13 protein-coding genes are annotated in these 16,561 nt (G+C 41.2%); 9 read left to right on the forward strand and 4 right to left on the reverse strand.

Going from position 1 to position 16,561, the window contains the following annotated elements:
• Positions 1 to 69: 69 nt before the first annotated feature.
• Entirely contained in the window at positions 70 to 1,725 is a 1,656-nt protein-coding gene (locus R2Q80_RS17435; protein ID WP_316800830.1) for an FMN-binding glutamate synthase family protein, read from the forward strand.
• Between the two features lie 88 nt (positions 1,726 to 1,813).
• On the opposite strand, the gene R2Q80_RS17440 is transcribed toward R2Q80_RS17435, so the two are convergent.
• Entirely contained in the window at positions 1,814 to 2,938 is a 1,125-nt protein-coding gene (locus R2Q80_RS17440) for a CofH family radical SAM protein (RefSeq protein ID WP_316800831.1), read from the reverse strand.
• 130 nt (positions 2,939 to 3,068) lie between these two features.
• Between R2Q80_RS17440 and R2Q80_RS17445 the strand changes: the two genes are divergently transcribed.
• Positions 3,069 to 4,313 (forward strand): pitrilysin family protein, encoded by a 1,245-nt coding sequence (locus tag R2Q80_RS17445; protein ID WP_316800832.1) that lies wholly within the window; start codon positions 3,069 to 3,071, stop codon positions 4,311 to 4,313.
• Positions 4,306 to 5,577, forward strand: coding sequence for a pitrilysin family protein (locus tag R2Q80_RS17450; protein WP_316800833.1), 1,272 nt, complete (start codon positions 4,306 to 4,308; stop codon positions 5,575 to 5,577). Before R2Q80_RS17445 ends, R2Q80_RS17450 begins: the two co-directional genes overlap by 8 nt.
• 57 nt (positions 5,578 to 5,634) lie before the next feature.
• Here R2Q80_RS17450 and R2Q80_RS17455 read toward each other — a convergent pair whose 3' ends face one another.
• Together R2Q80_RS17455 and R2Q80_RS17460 are read right to left on the reverse strand one after the other, a co-directional pair.
• Positions 5,635 to 5,922, reverse strand: coding sequence for a pyrimidine/purine nucleoside phosphorylase (locus R2Q80_RS17455; RefSeq protein WP_316800834.1), 288 nt, complete (start codon positions 5,920 to 5,922; stop codon positions 5,635 to 5,637).
• Positions 5,909 to 6,046, reverse strand: a complete 138-nt coding sequence (locus tag R2Q80_RS17460; protein WP_316800835.1) for a hypothetical protein — start codon at positions 6,044 to 6,046, stop codon at positions 5,909 to 5,911. Before R2Q80_RS17460 ends, R2Q80_RS17455 begins: the two co-directional genes overlap by 14 nt.
• Before the next feature lie 225 nt (positions 6,047 to 6,271).
• Between R2Q80_RS17460 and guaB the strand changes: the two genes are divergently transcribed.
• The 4 genes from guaB to R2Q80_RS17480 all read left to right on the forward strand — a co-directional run bounded on the left by guaB (position 6,272) and on the right by R2Q80_RS17480 (position 11,975).
• Positions 6,272 to 7,741 carry an IMP dehydrogenase gene (gene guaB, locus R2Q80_RS17465; RefSeq protein WP_316800836.1) on the forward strand — a complete coding sequence of 490 codons (1,470 nt, stop codon included), beginning with the start codon at positions 6,272 to 6,274 and terminating at the stop codon, positions 7,739 to 7,741.
• A 357-nt stretch (positions 7,742 to 8,098) separates the two neighbouring features.
• Complete coding sequence (locus tag R2Q80_RS17470) at positions 8,099 to 10,678, forward strand: TonB-dependent receptor (protein ID WP_316800837.1); 2,580 nt, start codon at positions 8,099 to 8,101, stop codon at positions 10,676 to 10,678.
• A gap of 167 nt (positions 10,679 to 10,845) precedes the next feature.
• Complete coding sequence (locus R2Q80_RS17475) at positions 10,846 to 11,439, forward strand: TIGR00730 family Rossman fold protein (RefSeq protein WP_316800838.1); 594 nt, start codon at positions 10,846 to 10,848, stop codon at positions 11,437 to 11,439.
• 71 nt (positions 11,440 to 11,510) lie between these two features.
• Positions 11,511 to 11,975 carry a MaoC family dehydratase gene (locus R2Q80_RS17480; protein ID WP_316800839.1) on the forward strand — a complete coding sequence of 155 codons (465 nt, stop codon included), beginning with the start codon at positions 11,511 to 11,513 and terminating at the stop codon, positions 11,973 to 11,975.
• Positions 11,976 to 12,085: 110 nt separating this feature from the next.
• Here R2Q80_RS17480 and R2Q80_RS17485 read toward each other — a convergent pair whose 3' ends face one another.
• Complete coding sequence (locus tag R2Q80_RS17485; protein WP_316800840.1) at positions 12,086 to 12,931, reverse strand: S1 RNA-binding domain-containing protein; 846 nt, start codon at positions 12,929 to 12,931, stop codon at positions 12,086 to 12,088.
• Between the two features lie 144 nt (positions 12,932 to 13,075).
• Between R2Q80_RS17485 and R2Q80_RS17490 the strand changes: the two genes are divergently transcribed.
• Both R2Q80_RS17490 and R2Q80_RS17495 read left to right on the forward strand, forming a co-directional pair.
• Entirely contained in the window at positions 13,076 to 14,812 is a 1,737-nt protein-coding gene (locus R2Q80_RS17490; protein WP_316800841.1) for an ABC transporter ATP-binding protein, read from the forward strand.
• Positions 14,796 to 16,556: an ABC transporter ATP-binding protein gene (locus tag R2Q80_RS17495; protein ID WP_316800842.1), complete on the forward strand. Its 1,761-nt coding sequence runs from the start codon at positions 14,796 to 14,798 to the stop codon at positions 16,554 to 16,556. The genes R2Q80_RS17490 and R2Q80_RS17495 overlap by 17 nt, the downstream gene beginning before the upstream one ends.
• Positions 16,557 to 16,561 lie beyond the last annotated feature (5 nt).

Below are 16,561 nucleotides of genomic sequence, written 5' to 3' on the forward strand. Positions count from 1 at the left end.
AATTTAATGGTGTTGGTTGTTTAATAATCCTAATCTTTGTATTAACAAAACATACGCTAATCTGTCATTATGAGAAAAGCTTTCGTCGCGATTGCCGCATTTCTAATCGCCCTTACCATTATGCTGGGCTTGTACCATCCTTTTTTATGGTGGACATTCATCTTCACAGGTCCTTTCGTGATCCTTGGAATCTATGATTTATACCAGCCTAAACATAGTATTGTGCGCAACTATCCGGTATTTGGCCGTTTGCGTTATTTTATGGAAGAACTGCGCCCGAAAGTATATCAGTATTTCGTAGAAAGCGATACGAATGGAACGCCTTACAACCGTTTGAACAGGTCGCTGATTTACCAGCGGGCAAAAACGGATAACGATACGATTCCTTTCGGAACGCAATTAAACGTTTATGAAAACAACTATGAGTGGTTGAGTCACAGCATCGCTGCGATTTCGCACCATGAATTAAACTCTGATCCGAGGGTGATGGTTGGAGGACCAGATTGTAAGCAGCCCTATTCTGCGAGTATTTATAATATTTCGGCCATGAGTTTCGGTTCGTTAAGTCAGAATGCCATTTTAGCCTTAAACGGTGGAGCTAAACTGGGCAATTTTGCCCATAACACAGGAGAAGGTGGTATCAGTGATTATCACCGTCAACCAGGTGGCGACTTAATCTGGCAAATTGGAACGGGTTATTTTGGGTGCAGGAATGACGATGGAACTTTTAATTATGAGGCATACGCTGAGCGTGCGCATACAGATCAGGTTAAAATGATTGAAATTAAGCTTTCTCAGGGTGCAAAACCAGGTCACGGGGGTATGTTGCCGGCAAAGAAAGTGACTGCTGAAGTTGCCCGTATTCGTTTGGTACCTGAAGGAAAAGATGTTTTATCGCCACCGGCACACTCTGCTTTCAATACACCAATAGGTTTATTGGAATTTGTAAAGCGTTTGCGTGATTTGTCTGGAGGTAAACCTGTTGGCTTTAAATTGTGTATTGGCCGTAAAAGCGAGTTCTATGCAATATGTAAAGCGATGATTGAAACCGGTATATATCCTGATTTTATTACTGTAGACGGAGGAGAAGGCGGAACGGGTGCAGCGCCACAGGAGTTTTCTAACTCTGTAGGTATGCCTCTTCGTGAAGGCGTTGCTTTTGTTTATGACGTTTTAAATGGCTTCGACCTTAAAAAGCATATTAAAATTATTGCTTCGGGAAAAGTGGCTACCGGTTTTGACCTGGTAAAAAATATCGCATTAGGCGCAGATATGTGTAATGCTGCGAGGGGTATGATGTTTGCTTTGGGATGTATTCAGGCCCTGGAATGCAACAGCAATACCTGCCCAACAGGAGTTGCCACACAAGACCAGAGTTTAATGAAGGGATTGGTGGTAGAAGATAAAAAGGTAAGGGTTAAAAACTTTCATAATTTAACTGTAGCCAGTGCTGTTGAATTGCTTGGTGCAGCAGGGTTGCGCGAGCCGCATCAGCTGAGCAGGGCTTATATCAACAGAAGAGTAAGTTCGAGTGTGATGCAAAGCTATCTGGAAACCTATCCTTATATCCCTGCCGGAAGTTTACTGCAAACGCCTTATCCGACACGTTTTGAGTTAGGTATGGCCTTGAGCAGTTCAAAAAGCTTTGCGCCAACGGATTACAAAGTTTCTGCTGTTGATTATTCACACGCAAATCCTTATGGGGATACGATGAGTGAGAATTAAGAGTTTAAACACCGAAGTTGAGCCGTTAGAAAATAACAAGGCCCCTGAATAATTTCTAAATTGAGGGGCCTTATTGTATGTAGATATCTTAGTAAGTAATTACCTGTTCTTCCAGATGTTCCGGTAAATCACGGTAGTTATATTTCTGTCCGCGTAATTGTGGTTGAAAGCCTGCCGCTTTAATGGATTGCTGTATGCCGTTTGCAGTGAAACGGTGTGGAGCACCTGCTGCGGATACCACATTTTCTTCAATCATAATTGAACCAAAATCATTGGCTCCGGCATGCAAACACAGCTGTGCGGTAGTTTTGCCGACAGTTAACCAGCTTGCCTGTATATTTTTAATATTTGGAAGCATGATTCTGCTCAGTGCAATCATACGGATATATTCGTCGGCTGTAACGGTATTGCTGATTCCACGTAATCTCTTCAATAAGGTGCCATCATCCTGGAAAGGCCATGGAATAAAGGCAAGGAAGCCATTCGCATCAGCGGGCTTTTCACTTTGCACCTGACGGATCCAAACTAAGTGTTCGAAGCGTTCTTCAATGGTTTCAACATGGCCGAACATCATGGTAGCAGAAGTAGTGATATCTAGCTGATGGCAAGCCCTCATTACATCGAGCCATTCCTGACCACCACATTTTCCTTTAGAAATTAACCTCCTTACACGGTCGTTTAAGATTTCCGCACCCGCGCCTGGTAAAGAGTCCATGCCAGCTTTTTTTAAAACTTTTAGCACTTCGGTATGACTGATGCCTTCCAGTTTAGCCACGTGTGCAATTTCCGGAGGGCCTAAAGCATGAAGTTTTAAATCGGGATAAAGTTCTTTCAGTTTTTTAAATAAGTCGGCATAAAATGCCAGGCCCAAATCGGGGTGATGGCCGCCCTGCAATAATAACTGATCACCGCCCAAGCGAAAAGTCTCTTCAATTTTCACTTTATAGGTTTCGATGTCAGTGATATAGCTCTCATCGTGACCCGGGCGGCGAAAGAAATTACAGAATTTACAGTTGGCGATACAAACATTGGTTGTATTTACATTCCGGTCTATTTGCCAGGTAACTTTTCCGCCTGGCACCTGTATTTTCCTCAGTTCGTTGGCCACGAACATTAGTGAGGCCGTATCGGCATGATGGTATAAGTGTACACCTTCTTCAAGGCTCAGAAAATCAAAATGTAATGCCCGTTGCAGTAAATCGGCTGTATTCATAGTACAAAGATAGTTAAAAGGGTGGGAAGGCAGAAGGTGTATGGTTGGCGGTTTGTAAAAAAAACGGTTGGACACATTTAGCTGTTTCGTTTTGCCTTAAAATAATATCTTTACGGTTCTAAAAGATAATATGGTAGATTTTAATCGTTTTACACTCGCCAATGGATTAAAGGTTTTAGTGCATGAAGATGCCACTACACCCATGGCAGTTTTAAATATTTTATATGATGTTGGTGCAAGAGATGAGGATCCGGAGAAAACTGGATTTGCACATTTATTTGAGCACCTGATGTTCGGAGGTTCAGTTAATATTCCGAATTATGATGAGCCTTTGCAAAGAGTGGGCGGTGAGAACAATGCTTTTACGAGTAATGATATCACCAACTATTACATCACCCTGCCTGCGGAGAACATTGAAACGGCATTCTGGCTGGAGAGCGACAGGATGTTAAGTCTGGCCTTCTCGGAGAAAAGTTTAGAAACGCAACGGAATGTTGTTTCAGAAGAATTTAAACAGCGTTACCTGAATCAGCCTTATGGAGATGTTTGGTTGAAATTAAGACCATTGGCCTATAAGAAACACGCTTATCGCTGGGCTACTATCGGGAAAGAACTATCGCATATTGAAAATGCGACAATGGAAGATGTGAAGGCATTCTTTAAAAAGCATTACACCCCACAGAATGCCATACTGGTTGTAGGGGGAAATGTGAAAACGGAGGATGTTAAAAAGCTTGCGGAGAAATGGTTTGAGCCTATCCCGGCAGGCAATCAGTATGTTCGCAACCTGATTCAGGAAGATGTGCAGACTGAAGCCAGAACAGAAACGGTAAGGGCAAATGTTCCGCTGAATGCCATTTACATTGCCTTTAAAATGCCGGAGCGTTTGAGCAAGGATTACTACGCTTTCGACCTTTTGTCGGATATTTTATCACGCGGACAGTCCTCTCGTTTGTACACGAGTTTATTGAAAGAGCAACAACTGTTCAGTGATGTCAATGCATATATTTCGAGCAGCCTGGATGCCGGACTTTTTATTGTGGAAGGCAAACTGGTAGAAGGAGTTACTGTTGAGGCAGCAGAAAAAGCAATCTGGGTTGAACTCGACAAACTCAAATCAGAATTGGTATCGGAGAATGAGCTTACTAAAGTTAAAAATAAGGTAGAATCAGTTCTGGTGTTTTCTGAGATGGGTTTACTGGATAAAGCCATGAATCTTGCCTATTACGAACTGCTTGGTGATGCCAGCTTGTTAAACCAGGAAACAGAGGCTTTTCTGCAGGTTACCTCAGCAGACATCAAAAGGATTTCTAATGATACTTTTGATAAAAATTCATCATCAACCTTGTACTATTTAACAGAAGAGCATGCTTAACCGACAACAAGCGCCTGACTTTAAACAGGTTTCCACTATAAATTTCATTCATCCGGAGAAACAACAGCTGGATAATGGCGTCCCTGTTTTTACCGTATACTCCGGAGAGCAGGATCTGGTCAGGATAGAATTTATTTTTAATAATGTAAACTGGAGTATTGATAAGCCACTGCAGGCCATTGCGGTTAGCGCCATGCTTAACAACGGCACTAAAAAATTAACTTCAAAGGAGATTGCAGAGAAAATCGATTTTTATGGCGCTTTTTTCCAAACAGAATATGTTCAGGATCAATCGAGTGTAACCCTGTATACCCTGAATAAGCATCTGGCTTTGGTACTGCCGATTGTTAAGGACGTTATTTCTGAAAGTCAGTTTCCCCAGCATGAACTGGACATTTATATTCAGAACCAGAAACAAAAGCTCCAGGTAAATTTAAAAAAGAACGATGTTTTGTCGCGGAAAGAGTTTGCTCATGCCTTGTTTGGAGATACCGCTTATGGCGTAGATATACAAGCCAGGCATTATGATGCTTTGAAACGTGATGATTTGGTTGAATATTTTAAAGCGGCCTATGCGCCAAATAACTGTACTATTATCGTATCTGGCAAGTTTGAACCAGAAAGTTTTGAACTTTTAAATGCTGAGTTTGGAAGCAACTGGGCAACGAGCACTGCGGTAAAAAACAGTTTTAGTTTCGATAATTCTAAAAAACAGTTCGTTTACAGGGAACGACCGGAAGCATTACAATCGGCCATTAGAATGGGGAAAATTGCGATTAACCGCAAGCATGAAGATTTTCCTGGGTTGCAGATTGTAAACACAGTTTTAGGTGGCTATTTTGGATCGAGGCTGATGAACAACATTCGTGAAGATAAGGGTTACACCTATGGCATCGGATCTGGGATTTCCTCTTTGAGCGATGCCGGCTATCTGTTTATTGCAACTGAAGTTGGTGCAGATGTTTGCGCAGCTGCTTTGACTGAAATTTATAAGGAAATAGACTTACTGAAAAATGAACTGGTAGGGGAGGAAGAGCTTAATCTGGTGAAAAATTATATGCTTGGCTCTATGCTGGGCAGTCTTGAAAATGTGTTTTCACATGCTGATAAGTTTAAGAACATTTATTTCGCAGGTTTAGATTACGATTATTACAGCAGGTACATTCAAACCGTGAAAAGCATTACTGCTGAAGAGATTAAAACACTGGCTAATAAATACCTTGGCACCGAAGATTTTGTGGAAGTTGTAATTGGCAAGAAATAAATATGTTTTTCAGCTAGTTTGCCGGCACCTTAGGCAAACTAGCTGAAAAGCATAAATTTATCTATACTGGCATAAATACGCCGTTGGTATAGTTGCCTTTACTTTGAAGGATGAATTACCAGGTACTTCAAAGTGAGTCCCTGCACCGGAAGTTTTCCAATCGTTGCTTTCTGGAAGAAGTGCGGTCAGCTCGCCTTCAATCACATGCATAATTTCTTTTTGTGCTGTTCCGAATTCATATTCGCCTGGGTTAATCACCCCTACTGTCGATCTGCCCTCCGCAGATTCATATCCCAATGATTTTACGTTACCGTCGAAATATTGATTTTCTTTAATATTGCTCATATTCTTTATAGTGCTTTCGCTGAAACTGCTTTTTGTTTATCGTTGCCGCGGTTTGCGCATAGCTGCTGTTACCAATTCCGGCGCATAGCAATAGAATCAGAACTTTGAGAGCGGTTTTCTGCATTTTAATTAGTTTGAATGGTTAGTACAATTATAGAAAACAATATCAAAAGTTTATAACATTTTAACATCTTTCTCGAAACGGATTCTAATTTGATTATACACCCACAAGATGAAAATAAGAATTGTCAGCCGACGCTAATATTTATCCATATTTGCCGGCAGACTTTTATTTTCCTGGTTTTTTCGTATCTTTGCCTGGCAAATAATAAATCGTAATTTATTTGCTATGCAACTCGACTCCACAAAATTTATTGCTACAGGTTTAACATATGACGACGTCCTTCTGGTACCGGCATATTCTGAAATTCTGCCCCGCGACGTAAATACATCCACTTTTCTGACGAAAAAAATTAAGTTAAACGTTCCATTGATTTCTGCTGCTATGGATACGGTAACGGAAGCTGAACTGGCTATCGCTATTGCGCAAAATGGCGGAATTGGCATGTTACATAAAAACATGACGATCGACAGACAGGCTGATGAAGTTCGCAAGGTGAAACGTTCGGAAAGCGGAATGATTCAGGATCCAGTTACATTATTGGAAACTGCGGTGGTTGCTGATGCTTTCAAAATTATGAAAGAACACAAAATTGGTGGCATTCCGGTAGTAAGCAGTGATAACAAGCTGGTGGGTATCATTACCAACCGCGATTTACGTTTTCAAAAAAATATGTCGAGGCCAATTGCAGAGGTGATGACAAAAGACAACCTGATTACTGCTCCGGAGGGAACGAATCTTATACAGGCTGAGGAGATTCTTCAGAACCATAAGATTGAGAAACTTCCTGTAGTGAGTAAAGACGGATACTTAAGTGGTTTAATCACATTCAAAGATATTTCAAAGGTTAAAAATTATCCTGTTGCCTGCAAAGATGAGCGTGGCCGCCTACGCGTTGGAGCAGCAGTAGGCGTAACTGCTGATACCTTACAACGTGTGGATGCGCTGGTAGCTGCAGGTGTAGATGTAATTACTATAGATACTGCTCACGGCCACTCGAAAGGTGTTGTGGATAAACTAAAAGAAGTGAAAGCGAAATATCCTGAATTACAGGTTATTGTTGGAAACATTGCTACGGGAGCGGCTGCTAAGTTTTTGGCAGATGCAGGTGCTGATGCCGTTAAAGTTGGTATCGGGCCAGGTTCAATTTGTACCACCCGAATTATCGCAGGAGTTGGGGTTCCGCAATTGTACGCTGTTTATGAATGTGCCAAAGCGTTAAAAGGTACTGGTGTTCCGGTGATTGCCGACGGTGGTATTAAGCACACGGGTGATATTGCAAAGGCAATTGCCTCTGGTGCGAGTACAGTTATGGCAGGTTCATTATTTGCCGGAGTGGAGGAGTCGCCAGGTGAGACGATTATTTATGAAGGACGTAAGTTTAAATCATATCGCGGAATGGGATCAATAGAAGCTATGGAGCAAGGTTCGAAAGACCGTTATTTCCAGGATGTGGAAGACGATATCAAAAAATTAGTACCTGAAGGAATTGTTGGCCGCGTGCCTTTTAAAGGAACGCTGGCAGAAGTGATGTACCAGTATATTGGTGGTTTACGTGCCAGTATGGGTTACTGCGGTGCAGCAAGTATCGATGCTTTACAAGAAGCTCAGTTTGTACAGATTACAGCTGCAGGTATGCGTGAGAGTCACCCACATGATATTACCATCACTAAAGAAGCACCAAACTATACTCGATAGTTTAAAGGCTAAATAAAAGTTTTATCGTCCCCAAGCGGGATTATCATAACAATAAAGGAACGGAGCATCGTGATGGTGTCTCCGTTTTTTTGTAATCGATATTCCCCCCGGTACTTGTTATTTTTTGCGCTCGGTCGAATCTTGTCATCCCTATTAGATAAATATTTACACAATAAAATTTGGCACTTGTATTTTTTTAATATATTTGTCGACTAAATCCATAGATTTTATCTAAACCATTATGAACTCATACTTGTACCTCCCCGAAAATCGCTGTTGTTGCTGGTCAGGCACCTTTAATATTCTTTTGCGAACGGGTCAATAATTCCAATCTAAACCGAACACATTTTAACAATCATGAATAAAAACATACTAACGCTTCTAATCTTTTTACTGTCGGCAGGGATCGCTGCGGCACAAACACCGATCAAAGGTATCATCAAAGCCGCGAATGGCATTACCATTCCAAATGCAACCGTTAAAATCAGAGGTACTAACATTACGACAAGTGCTGATGCCAATGGTGCCTTCACCATAGATGCAAAACAACAGCCACCATTTTATATTCAGATCAGTTCAGTAGGGTATAAGGCGCAGGATTTTCAGGTCCTGAAGCTTCAGGAAACGCCAATTGAACTTGTTTTACTGGAAGATACACAGCTGGATGAAATCGTGGTAACTTCCCGCAGACGATCGGAGGTATTGCAGGATGTGCCCATTCCAATTACAGTAATTGGAGGGCAGGCAGCTGAGAATTCTGGTGCCTTTAATGTTAACCGTTTAAAAGAGCTGGTTCCATCGGTACAATTGTACGCCTCAAATGCAAGAAATACCACACTCAATATCAGGGGTCTGGGATCAACATTCGGATTAACCAATGATGGTATTGATCCGGGAGTTGGATTTTATGTAGATGGTGTATACCATGCCCGTCCGGCAGCAACTTCAACCGATTTCCTCGACATTGAGCAAATTGAAGTGTTGCGCGGTCCTCAGGGTACATTGTTTGGAAAAAATACAACAGCCGGGGCATTTAATATCACTACAACGAAGCCTACCCAAACACCCAGTGCAAAAGTTGAGGTAAGCGTAGGGAACTATAACTTTATTCAGGCAAAAACATCTGTTTCCGGCGGTGTGGCAAAGAATCTTGCAGCGAAAATTTCCATTTCAGGAACCCAACGTGATGGTACGATCTGGAACACAAGGGAAGAAAGACGTTATAGTGGTCAGAACAATCTGGGCTTTAAAGGTCAGTTGTATTATACACCATCAGATAAACTGAAGATTTTATTAAGTGGGGATGTAAGTATTCAGCATCCTGCAGGCTATCCACTGGTAATTGCCGGGGTGACGACAACAGAAAGAAGTGCCTATCGTCAGTATGCAAGAATTGTGTCTGATTTAGGCTATCAGCAGCCTAAGGTTGATCCGGCGGCAAGGGAAATCAATACCAATACACCCTGGAGGCATAACCAGTCAATCGGTGGAATTTCATTGAACGTGGATTATAAAATCGGTAACGGAACATTAACCTCAACAACTGCATGGAGATTCTGGAATTGGGACCCGACAAACGACCGTGACTTTTCTGAATTGGCCGCATTGACCAAATCGCAAGGTAACTCCCGTCACGATCAATATTCGCAGGAAATCAGGTACGCCGGTAACATCACCGAGAAACTAAGTGGTGTGATTGGAATATATGCCCTTAGCCAGAACCTGAAAGGTTTAGACCAGACAGAAGAAGTTGGTAAAGACCAATGGAGGTTTGTACAAACTAGTAACACTGGTTCACAAGCCCTTTACTCCACACCGGGATTATTGGATGGATTTGGAATCAAAACTAATTCAGTGATTAAATCTTTAAGTACGGCTATTTTCGGTCAGGTTGACTGGGAGGTTTTGGAACATTTACATGTGCTTCCGGGATTGAGGTTCACTTATGACAAAAAAGATGTGGACTATAACCGTGTTACTTATGGCGGTTTACAAACTACTGATGCCACATTACTGGCTTTGAAAGCAGCTGTTTATACTAATCAGCAATTTGTAACCACTACCGATAACAAAAATCTGTCTGGTAATATCACCGTATCTTACCGTCCAACACATAACCTAAATGTTTTCGGAACGTTCTCCACAGCATATAAACCCGTTGGTGTTAACGTGGGTGGTTTACCCACTACTTCAACCGGCCAGGCTGATTTATCTTTGGCAGTTGTGAAACCCGAATATGTGGAACACTATGAGCTGGGGGCGAAGACAAAACCATTTAAAGGTGCTATATTAAATATTACAGCATTTAATACCGATATTAAAGACTACCAAACCAACGTGCAGTCGCCACAATTAGGTGTTAACAGGGGATATCTGGCTAATGCCGAAAAAGTAAATGTGAAGGGTTTAGAGATCGACGGAACTTATCAGCTGGAAAGATTTTTAACATTAAATGCAGCTGTTGCTTACCTTGACGGTAAGTATGTAAAGTTTACCAATGCCCCACTTCCATTGGAGGAAACAGGGCACACCGAAACGGTAAATGGTGTGGCTACCCAGGTCGCATTTAAAGATGCATCAGGTGGCCGTCTGCCTGGTATCTCAAAATGGAATATTTCAGGAGGAACAGAATTAAGCACCCCTGGCAACCTGGCTACTAAACCAGGCCGTTATTTTATAGCCAGTGATTTCAGTTACCGTTCAGATTATTCTTCGAACCCAACCCCATCAAGTGTTTTAAATGTTCAGGGTTACGCGTTATTTAATGGCAGGCTGGGATTTAAATCAGATAAATTCTCTGTATTTGTATGGAGCAGGAATATTGGCAACAGAACTTATTATGAGCAATTACAAGCTGCGGCTGGTAATTCGGGTTTATATGCAGGTGTTTTGGGTGATCCAAGAACCTATGGCGCCACTTTCAGGTACAATTTTTAACAAATCCGTTATCTTATTCTTTTTTATATTTGGTTAAAAGGCGTCGGTATCTCCGGCGCTTTTTTGCTAATGCGAAGTTTTTACCCTGTTAATTTCTGTGGTGTATTGTTCAGAATTAAAATTTATAGTAATGCGATAATGTATTAACTTCGGTAAATTTTTTTTGAATGAATAAGCTTAAGTCAGTTTGTGTTTACTGTGGTTCGAATTTTAATGGCGATGAGCAATTACGTGCATCCATTAAGCAACTTGCAGAAACCCTGGTGAAACAAGAGATCAATTTGGTTTACGGCGGTGGGAGTGTTGGTGTTATGGGTGTTTTGGCCAACGACGTATTGGAACTGGGCGGGACAGTAACCGGGGTTATTCCTCAGTTTTTAATGGATAAAGAAGTCGGGCATAAGGGTGTTACGGAAATGATCGTAACTGAAAATATGCATCAGCGAAAGCAGAAAATGGCCGATTTGAGTGATGGATTTGTGATTTTGCCAGGTGGCTTTGGTACACTGGAAGAGTTTTTTGAAGTGTTAACCTGGTTACAGCTTGGATTACATAGTAAGCCCATTGGTGTTTTGAATGTAAATGGTTTTTACGATCCCTTATTTGCGCAGATGGAAATGATGGTTCAAAGTAAATTTTTGAAGCCGGCCAACCGCGATCTCGTTTTTAACGAAGAAGATGCTGTTCAGTTAATCCATAAAATGGCCAGCTTTTCAGCAGTACCAGACGAAGTATGGTTCAGAGACCGGAACCTGACCTGATGAAACGGTCAATTAGCAATAAATAAATTTCAAACCACCATGCACAACACGCAGGTGATAAATATACTACCATGCAAATTATTACATCACACGCAGAATTTGAACAACACCTGGGCAAGGAGCTCGGCATCTCTTCGTGGCATACCATCAGCCAGGAGCAGATCAATAAATTTGCCGATGCTACTTTAGATCACCAATGGATTCATTGTGATGAAGAAAAGGCTAAAAATGAAGGACCATTTGGCGGAACCATTGCACACGGGTATCTCACGCTTTCTTTAATCCCTTATTTGTGGAAAGAGATTGTAGATATTCAGAACCTGAAGATGGAGATCAACTATGGTATCGAAAATTTGAGGTTTGCCCAACCGGTATTGGTTAACAGCAAAATCAGATTAAAAGCCAAGCTCGCTTCAATAGTGAATCTACGCGGTGTAACCAAGGTTCATATGGGCATCGAAATGGAAATTGAAGGTCAGAAAAAACCTGCCTTCACAGGGGAAGTGGTGTTTTTATATCACTTTATTACTTTATAGTATCAGGTACTGAATATTCCGTATAAGGTATCGGGTATCAAGTCAGCAATTTGCGGCGCTTTGTTCGCCCAACACTTACTACTTGATACCCGATATTTGCTTACCCTAGGCTAATCTGCCTCCTCATCTGTCAGCAATCTGATCGAATCATCAGATAGCATAATCAACCGCTCTTTATAAAGTGAGCCAATGGTTTTCTTGAAAGCACTTTTACTAATCTGGAAGCGGTGATAAATTTCTTCAGGTGAACTTTTATCTCCAAGCTCAATAACACCTCCGCTTTTTTTAAGGGCAGCCAGAATCATTTCTTTAGAATCCAGAATATGTCCGTAGCCGCTTGGCTGCAAGGTTAAATCTATTTTACCTTCCACTCGGATCTTTTTGATCCAGCCTTTACGCTGCTCACCAATTTGAATGTTATCAAAAACTTCATTATGGTAAAGCAATCCAATGTAGGTATTGTTGATGATGGCATTGAAGCCTAAATCTGTTTCTTCTGTAATCAATAAACTTACTTCATCGCCTTCTTCAAAATCGAAGTCTTCTTCTTCCACAAAATCGTAGAGTTTCGATGAGGCCAGTAAGCGGTCATTATTTTCATCCAGATACACGTAAACTACATATTTATAGCCTTTTTGCATTGGCCTTTTCTGTTCTCTGCTCGGTACATAAACATCTTTGTCTATCCCCAGATCCATAAAGACTCCATCCTCACCATCAGAAACTACTTTCAGAAAAGCAAAATCCCCCACTTCGGCATAAGCTTTCTGGGTGGTACCAGTCAAGCGTCCATCTTTCTGGATGTAGACAAAAACGCTGACATTGTCGCCGATTTCCAGCCCGGCAGGTACGTATTGATAAGGTAATATGACCAGTTTATCACCATCTGTTAAGTTTAAACCAGCCTCAGTTTTACTTAAAACTCTTAATTCGTTGTATTTTCCTATTTCTATCATGGTATGGGTTAACCATTTTCTTCAATGGTTTTGATGCAAAGTTAGCAATGTTTAGGTGGAATAGCATTTTTATAAAATAAACTAAACCACACACTATTCAGATAATTGGGTTAAATTTGGTCTTTACATAGTTTATTTCACAACATGGCAAAACCCAGAGAAGCTAAAAAACCAGGTGTTTTTAGTTTGCTTGCAGCATATAAAGGCTTAATTTTTCTTTTGATTTTATTTGCCTTATTAAGCAACGGTATCAACTTATTGCTCCCAAAGATTATTGCGCATGGAATTGACTCCTATACCAATAAAACCTTTAGCGTAGATAACATTCTTTACCAGTTTGTTGCTGCTATTATTTTGGTTTTCATTTTTACCTATCTGCAAAGCGTCGTTCAAACCTACGCTTCGGAGAAAGTAGCAAAAGATCTGCGTAGCAAACTATCCGATCAGATTTCAAAACAAAGCCATGCCTATATTACTAAAGCGAATCCGGCAAAGCTACTGACTAATCTCACATCCGATGCTGATTCAATTAAGCTGTTTGTATCGCAGGCCATTGTCTCTCTGGCATCGTCTCTTTTTCTAATTGTGGGCGCCAGTATTTTACTACTCCTGACGAACTGGAAACTGGCGCTTTGTGTCATTGCGATTGTACCGGTTATCGGTGGTGCTTTTTATTTTGTTTTAAAAAAGGTAAGGGTGCTGTTTATTAAAAGCAGGGAGGTAATTGATTGGTTAAACAAAGTAATTAGCGAGAGTATCCTTGGATCGGCTTTAATCCGGGTAATTAATTCACAACAACTGGAATACAATAAATTTCTCGATGCCAATGGGAAAGCCCGTGACTTAGGCCTTTCTATCCTTCGATTGTTTGCCAGTTTGATTCCAATCATTGTATTTGTAGCTAACTTATCAGGCTTAACCATTCTGGTGCTCGGCGGCCATTTCGTGATTACTGATAAGATGACTCTGGGAGAGTTTGCCGCGTTTAACAGTTACCTGTCGCTGATTATTTTTCCAATTCTGGTAATTGGGTTCATGAGCAATGTAATTGCCCAGGCAACCGCCTCATTTCAAAGAATTGAAGGCGTATTGAATGCCCCACCAGTCATCCATCCGGGAAGATTGGATGATGCATTGACAGGCGATATCACTATTAAGGATGCTTCTTTGTCTCTGGCGCAGAAACCAATTCTCAAAAACATATCTCTTCAAACGAAAAGCGGGTCGAAAACGGCTATTATCGGTCCCACGGCCGCAGGGAAAACACAATTGCTGTATATCCTGACTGGTTTAACAAGTCCTGACTCAGGTGTTATACTTTTTGATGGGAAAGAAATTAATATGTACAATCAGGAAAGTTTCCATAAACAGGTTGGATTTGTTTTTCAGGACAGCATTATATTTAATATGAGTATCCGGGAAAATATTGCTTTTAGTGATACGGTAACAGATGAATCGTTAGCGAAAGCCATTCAAACTGCAGAACTGAAAGACTTTGTTGATGCTTTGCCCGGGAAATTGAATACCATTATTTCTGAAAGAGGAAACAGTCTTTCAGGGGGCCAGAAGCAACGGATTATGCTGGCAAGAGCTTTAGCCATCAATCCGAAAATCTTAATACTGGATGATTTTACTGCCCGCGTTGATACCAATACGGAAAAACGAATCCTTGAAAATATCCAGAAGAATTATCCTGATCTTACCTTGTTATCTGTAACCCAAAAAATAGCATCAGTTGAGCATTACGAAAATGTAATTCTGCTGATGCAGGGCGAAGTTATTGCTTCAGGAACCCATCAGCAATTGCTTAACAGCAGTCCTGAATACGTCCAGATTTACAATTCACAACAGAGTACCAGCAATTATGAACTACAATCTTAATCAGCTTAATCCCGGGCAAAACAAGCAATCAACTTATCAGGCGCTAAAAAGATTGCTGAAACTGATTGAGGCTGAGCGGAAAAAGCTTTGGCTGGCGCTGGTTTTTATTCTCGCAAACTCAGGCTTGCTTTTGGTAGGTCCACTGTTGGTTGGTCATACCATAGATACTTATATACGTACCAAACAGTTCCATGGCGTGCTTGTATTTGGTGGAATCCTGCTGGTGATTTATTTATGTGCCATGATTACAGGGTATGTACAAACCAAACTCATGGGTGGAATTGGGCAACGCATGCTTTACACTTTACGCAATGCAATTTTCAATAAACTACAGGAACTACCGGTTTCCTTTTTCAACCAGAACAAGGCAGGCGACTTAATTTCAAGGGTTAATAATGATACGGATAAGCTTAACCAGTTTTTTTCTCAATCGTTGATGCAGTTTATTGGCAGTATTGTAACGATGCTTGGGGCGGGGATTTTTCTATTGTCCATTCATACAGAACTTGGTGCAGCAGCACTTTCACCGGCGGTACTCATCATTCTTTTTACCGTTGCATTATCGCCATGGGTGAAGCGAAAAAATGCAAAAAACCTGAAAAGTGTAGGTGGTTTAAGTGCTGAAATTCAGGAGAGCCTGAATAATTTCAAAGTCATTATCGCATTCAACCGACGTGACTATTTTAGGAAACGTTTCGATGAGGCCAATCAGGAGAATTATAAAACCGCTATAGGTGCTGGTTTGGCCAATAATATTTTTGTTCCGGTATACGGACTCTTGTCCAGTGCAGCACAATTGATCGTGCTCTTGTTTGGGATTTACCTCATCGCACATGGCTATTTTTCTATAGGGTTGCTGGTGAGTTACATTTCTTATTGTACCAATTTTTATAACCCATTGCGTCAGCTTGCCGCTCTGTGGACCAGTTTTCAGGTAGCTATGGCGGGCTGGGACAGAATTTCACAAATTTTATTACTGGAAACGAACTTGAAGCAGATGGATGAAACGCCACAGCTTAGTTCGGATGCGTTGCTGGAATTTAAGGATGTTCATTTTTCTTACGATGATTCAAAAGAGATATTGCATCATGTTAACCTCAGGTTTGACAAAGGGAAAACCTATGCACTTATCGGACCAACAGGAGGGGGGAAAACAACTACAGCTTCTTTAATTGCCCGTTTATACGATGCAACAAAGGGTTCCGTACTTTTAAATGGGAAAGACATCAGAACATTCAGTGCAGAAGAACGTACACAAAAAATTGGTTTTATTTTACAGGAACCCTTTTTATTTACCGGAACGGTTAAGGAAAATATTCTCTATGGTAATAGTCAGTATAAAGAGGTATGTGACGTTGAATTGGAAAGGATTATTCAGGATGCGGGTTTAGGGGCGCTCCTGGCGATTTTTGAGGAGGGATTGAATACCAATATCGTTTCCGGATCGGATGGCATCAGCTTAGGACAGAAGCAGCTGATCGCTTTTATGCGGGCCGTACTTAGAAATCCTGAATTATTGATTCTGGATGAGGCAACCGCGAATATCGATACCATTACAGAGAAGTTGCTGGGTGATATCCTGAATAAACTTTCGAAGGAAACTACCCTGGTGATTATTGCCCACCGCTTAAATACCATTGAAAATGCCGACGAGATTTACTTTGTAAACGAAGGTGAGGTGCAAAAGGCGGGAACACTGGATCATGCACTCGATATGTTACTTAAAGGTAAGCGCGTAAGTTAAAAACA

The organism is Pedobacter frigidisoli, from assembly GCF_032678525.1.
GTDB classification, from domain to species: domain Bacteria; phylum Bacteroidota; class Bacteroidia; order Sphingobacteriales; family Sphingobacteriaceae; genus Pedobacter; species Pedobacter frigidisoli_A.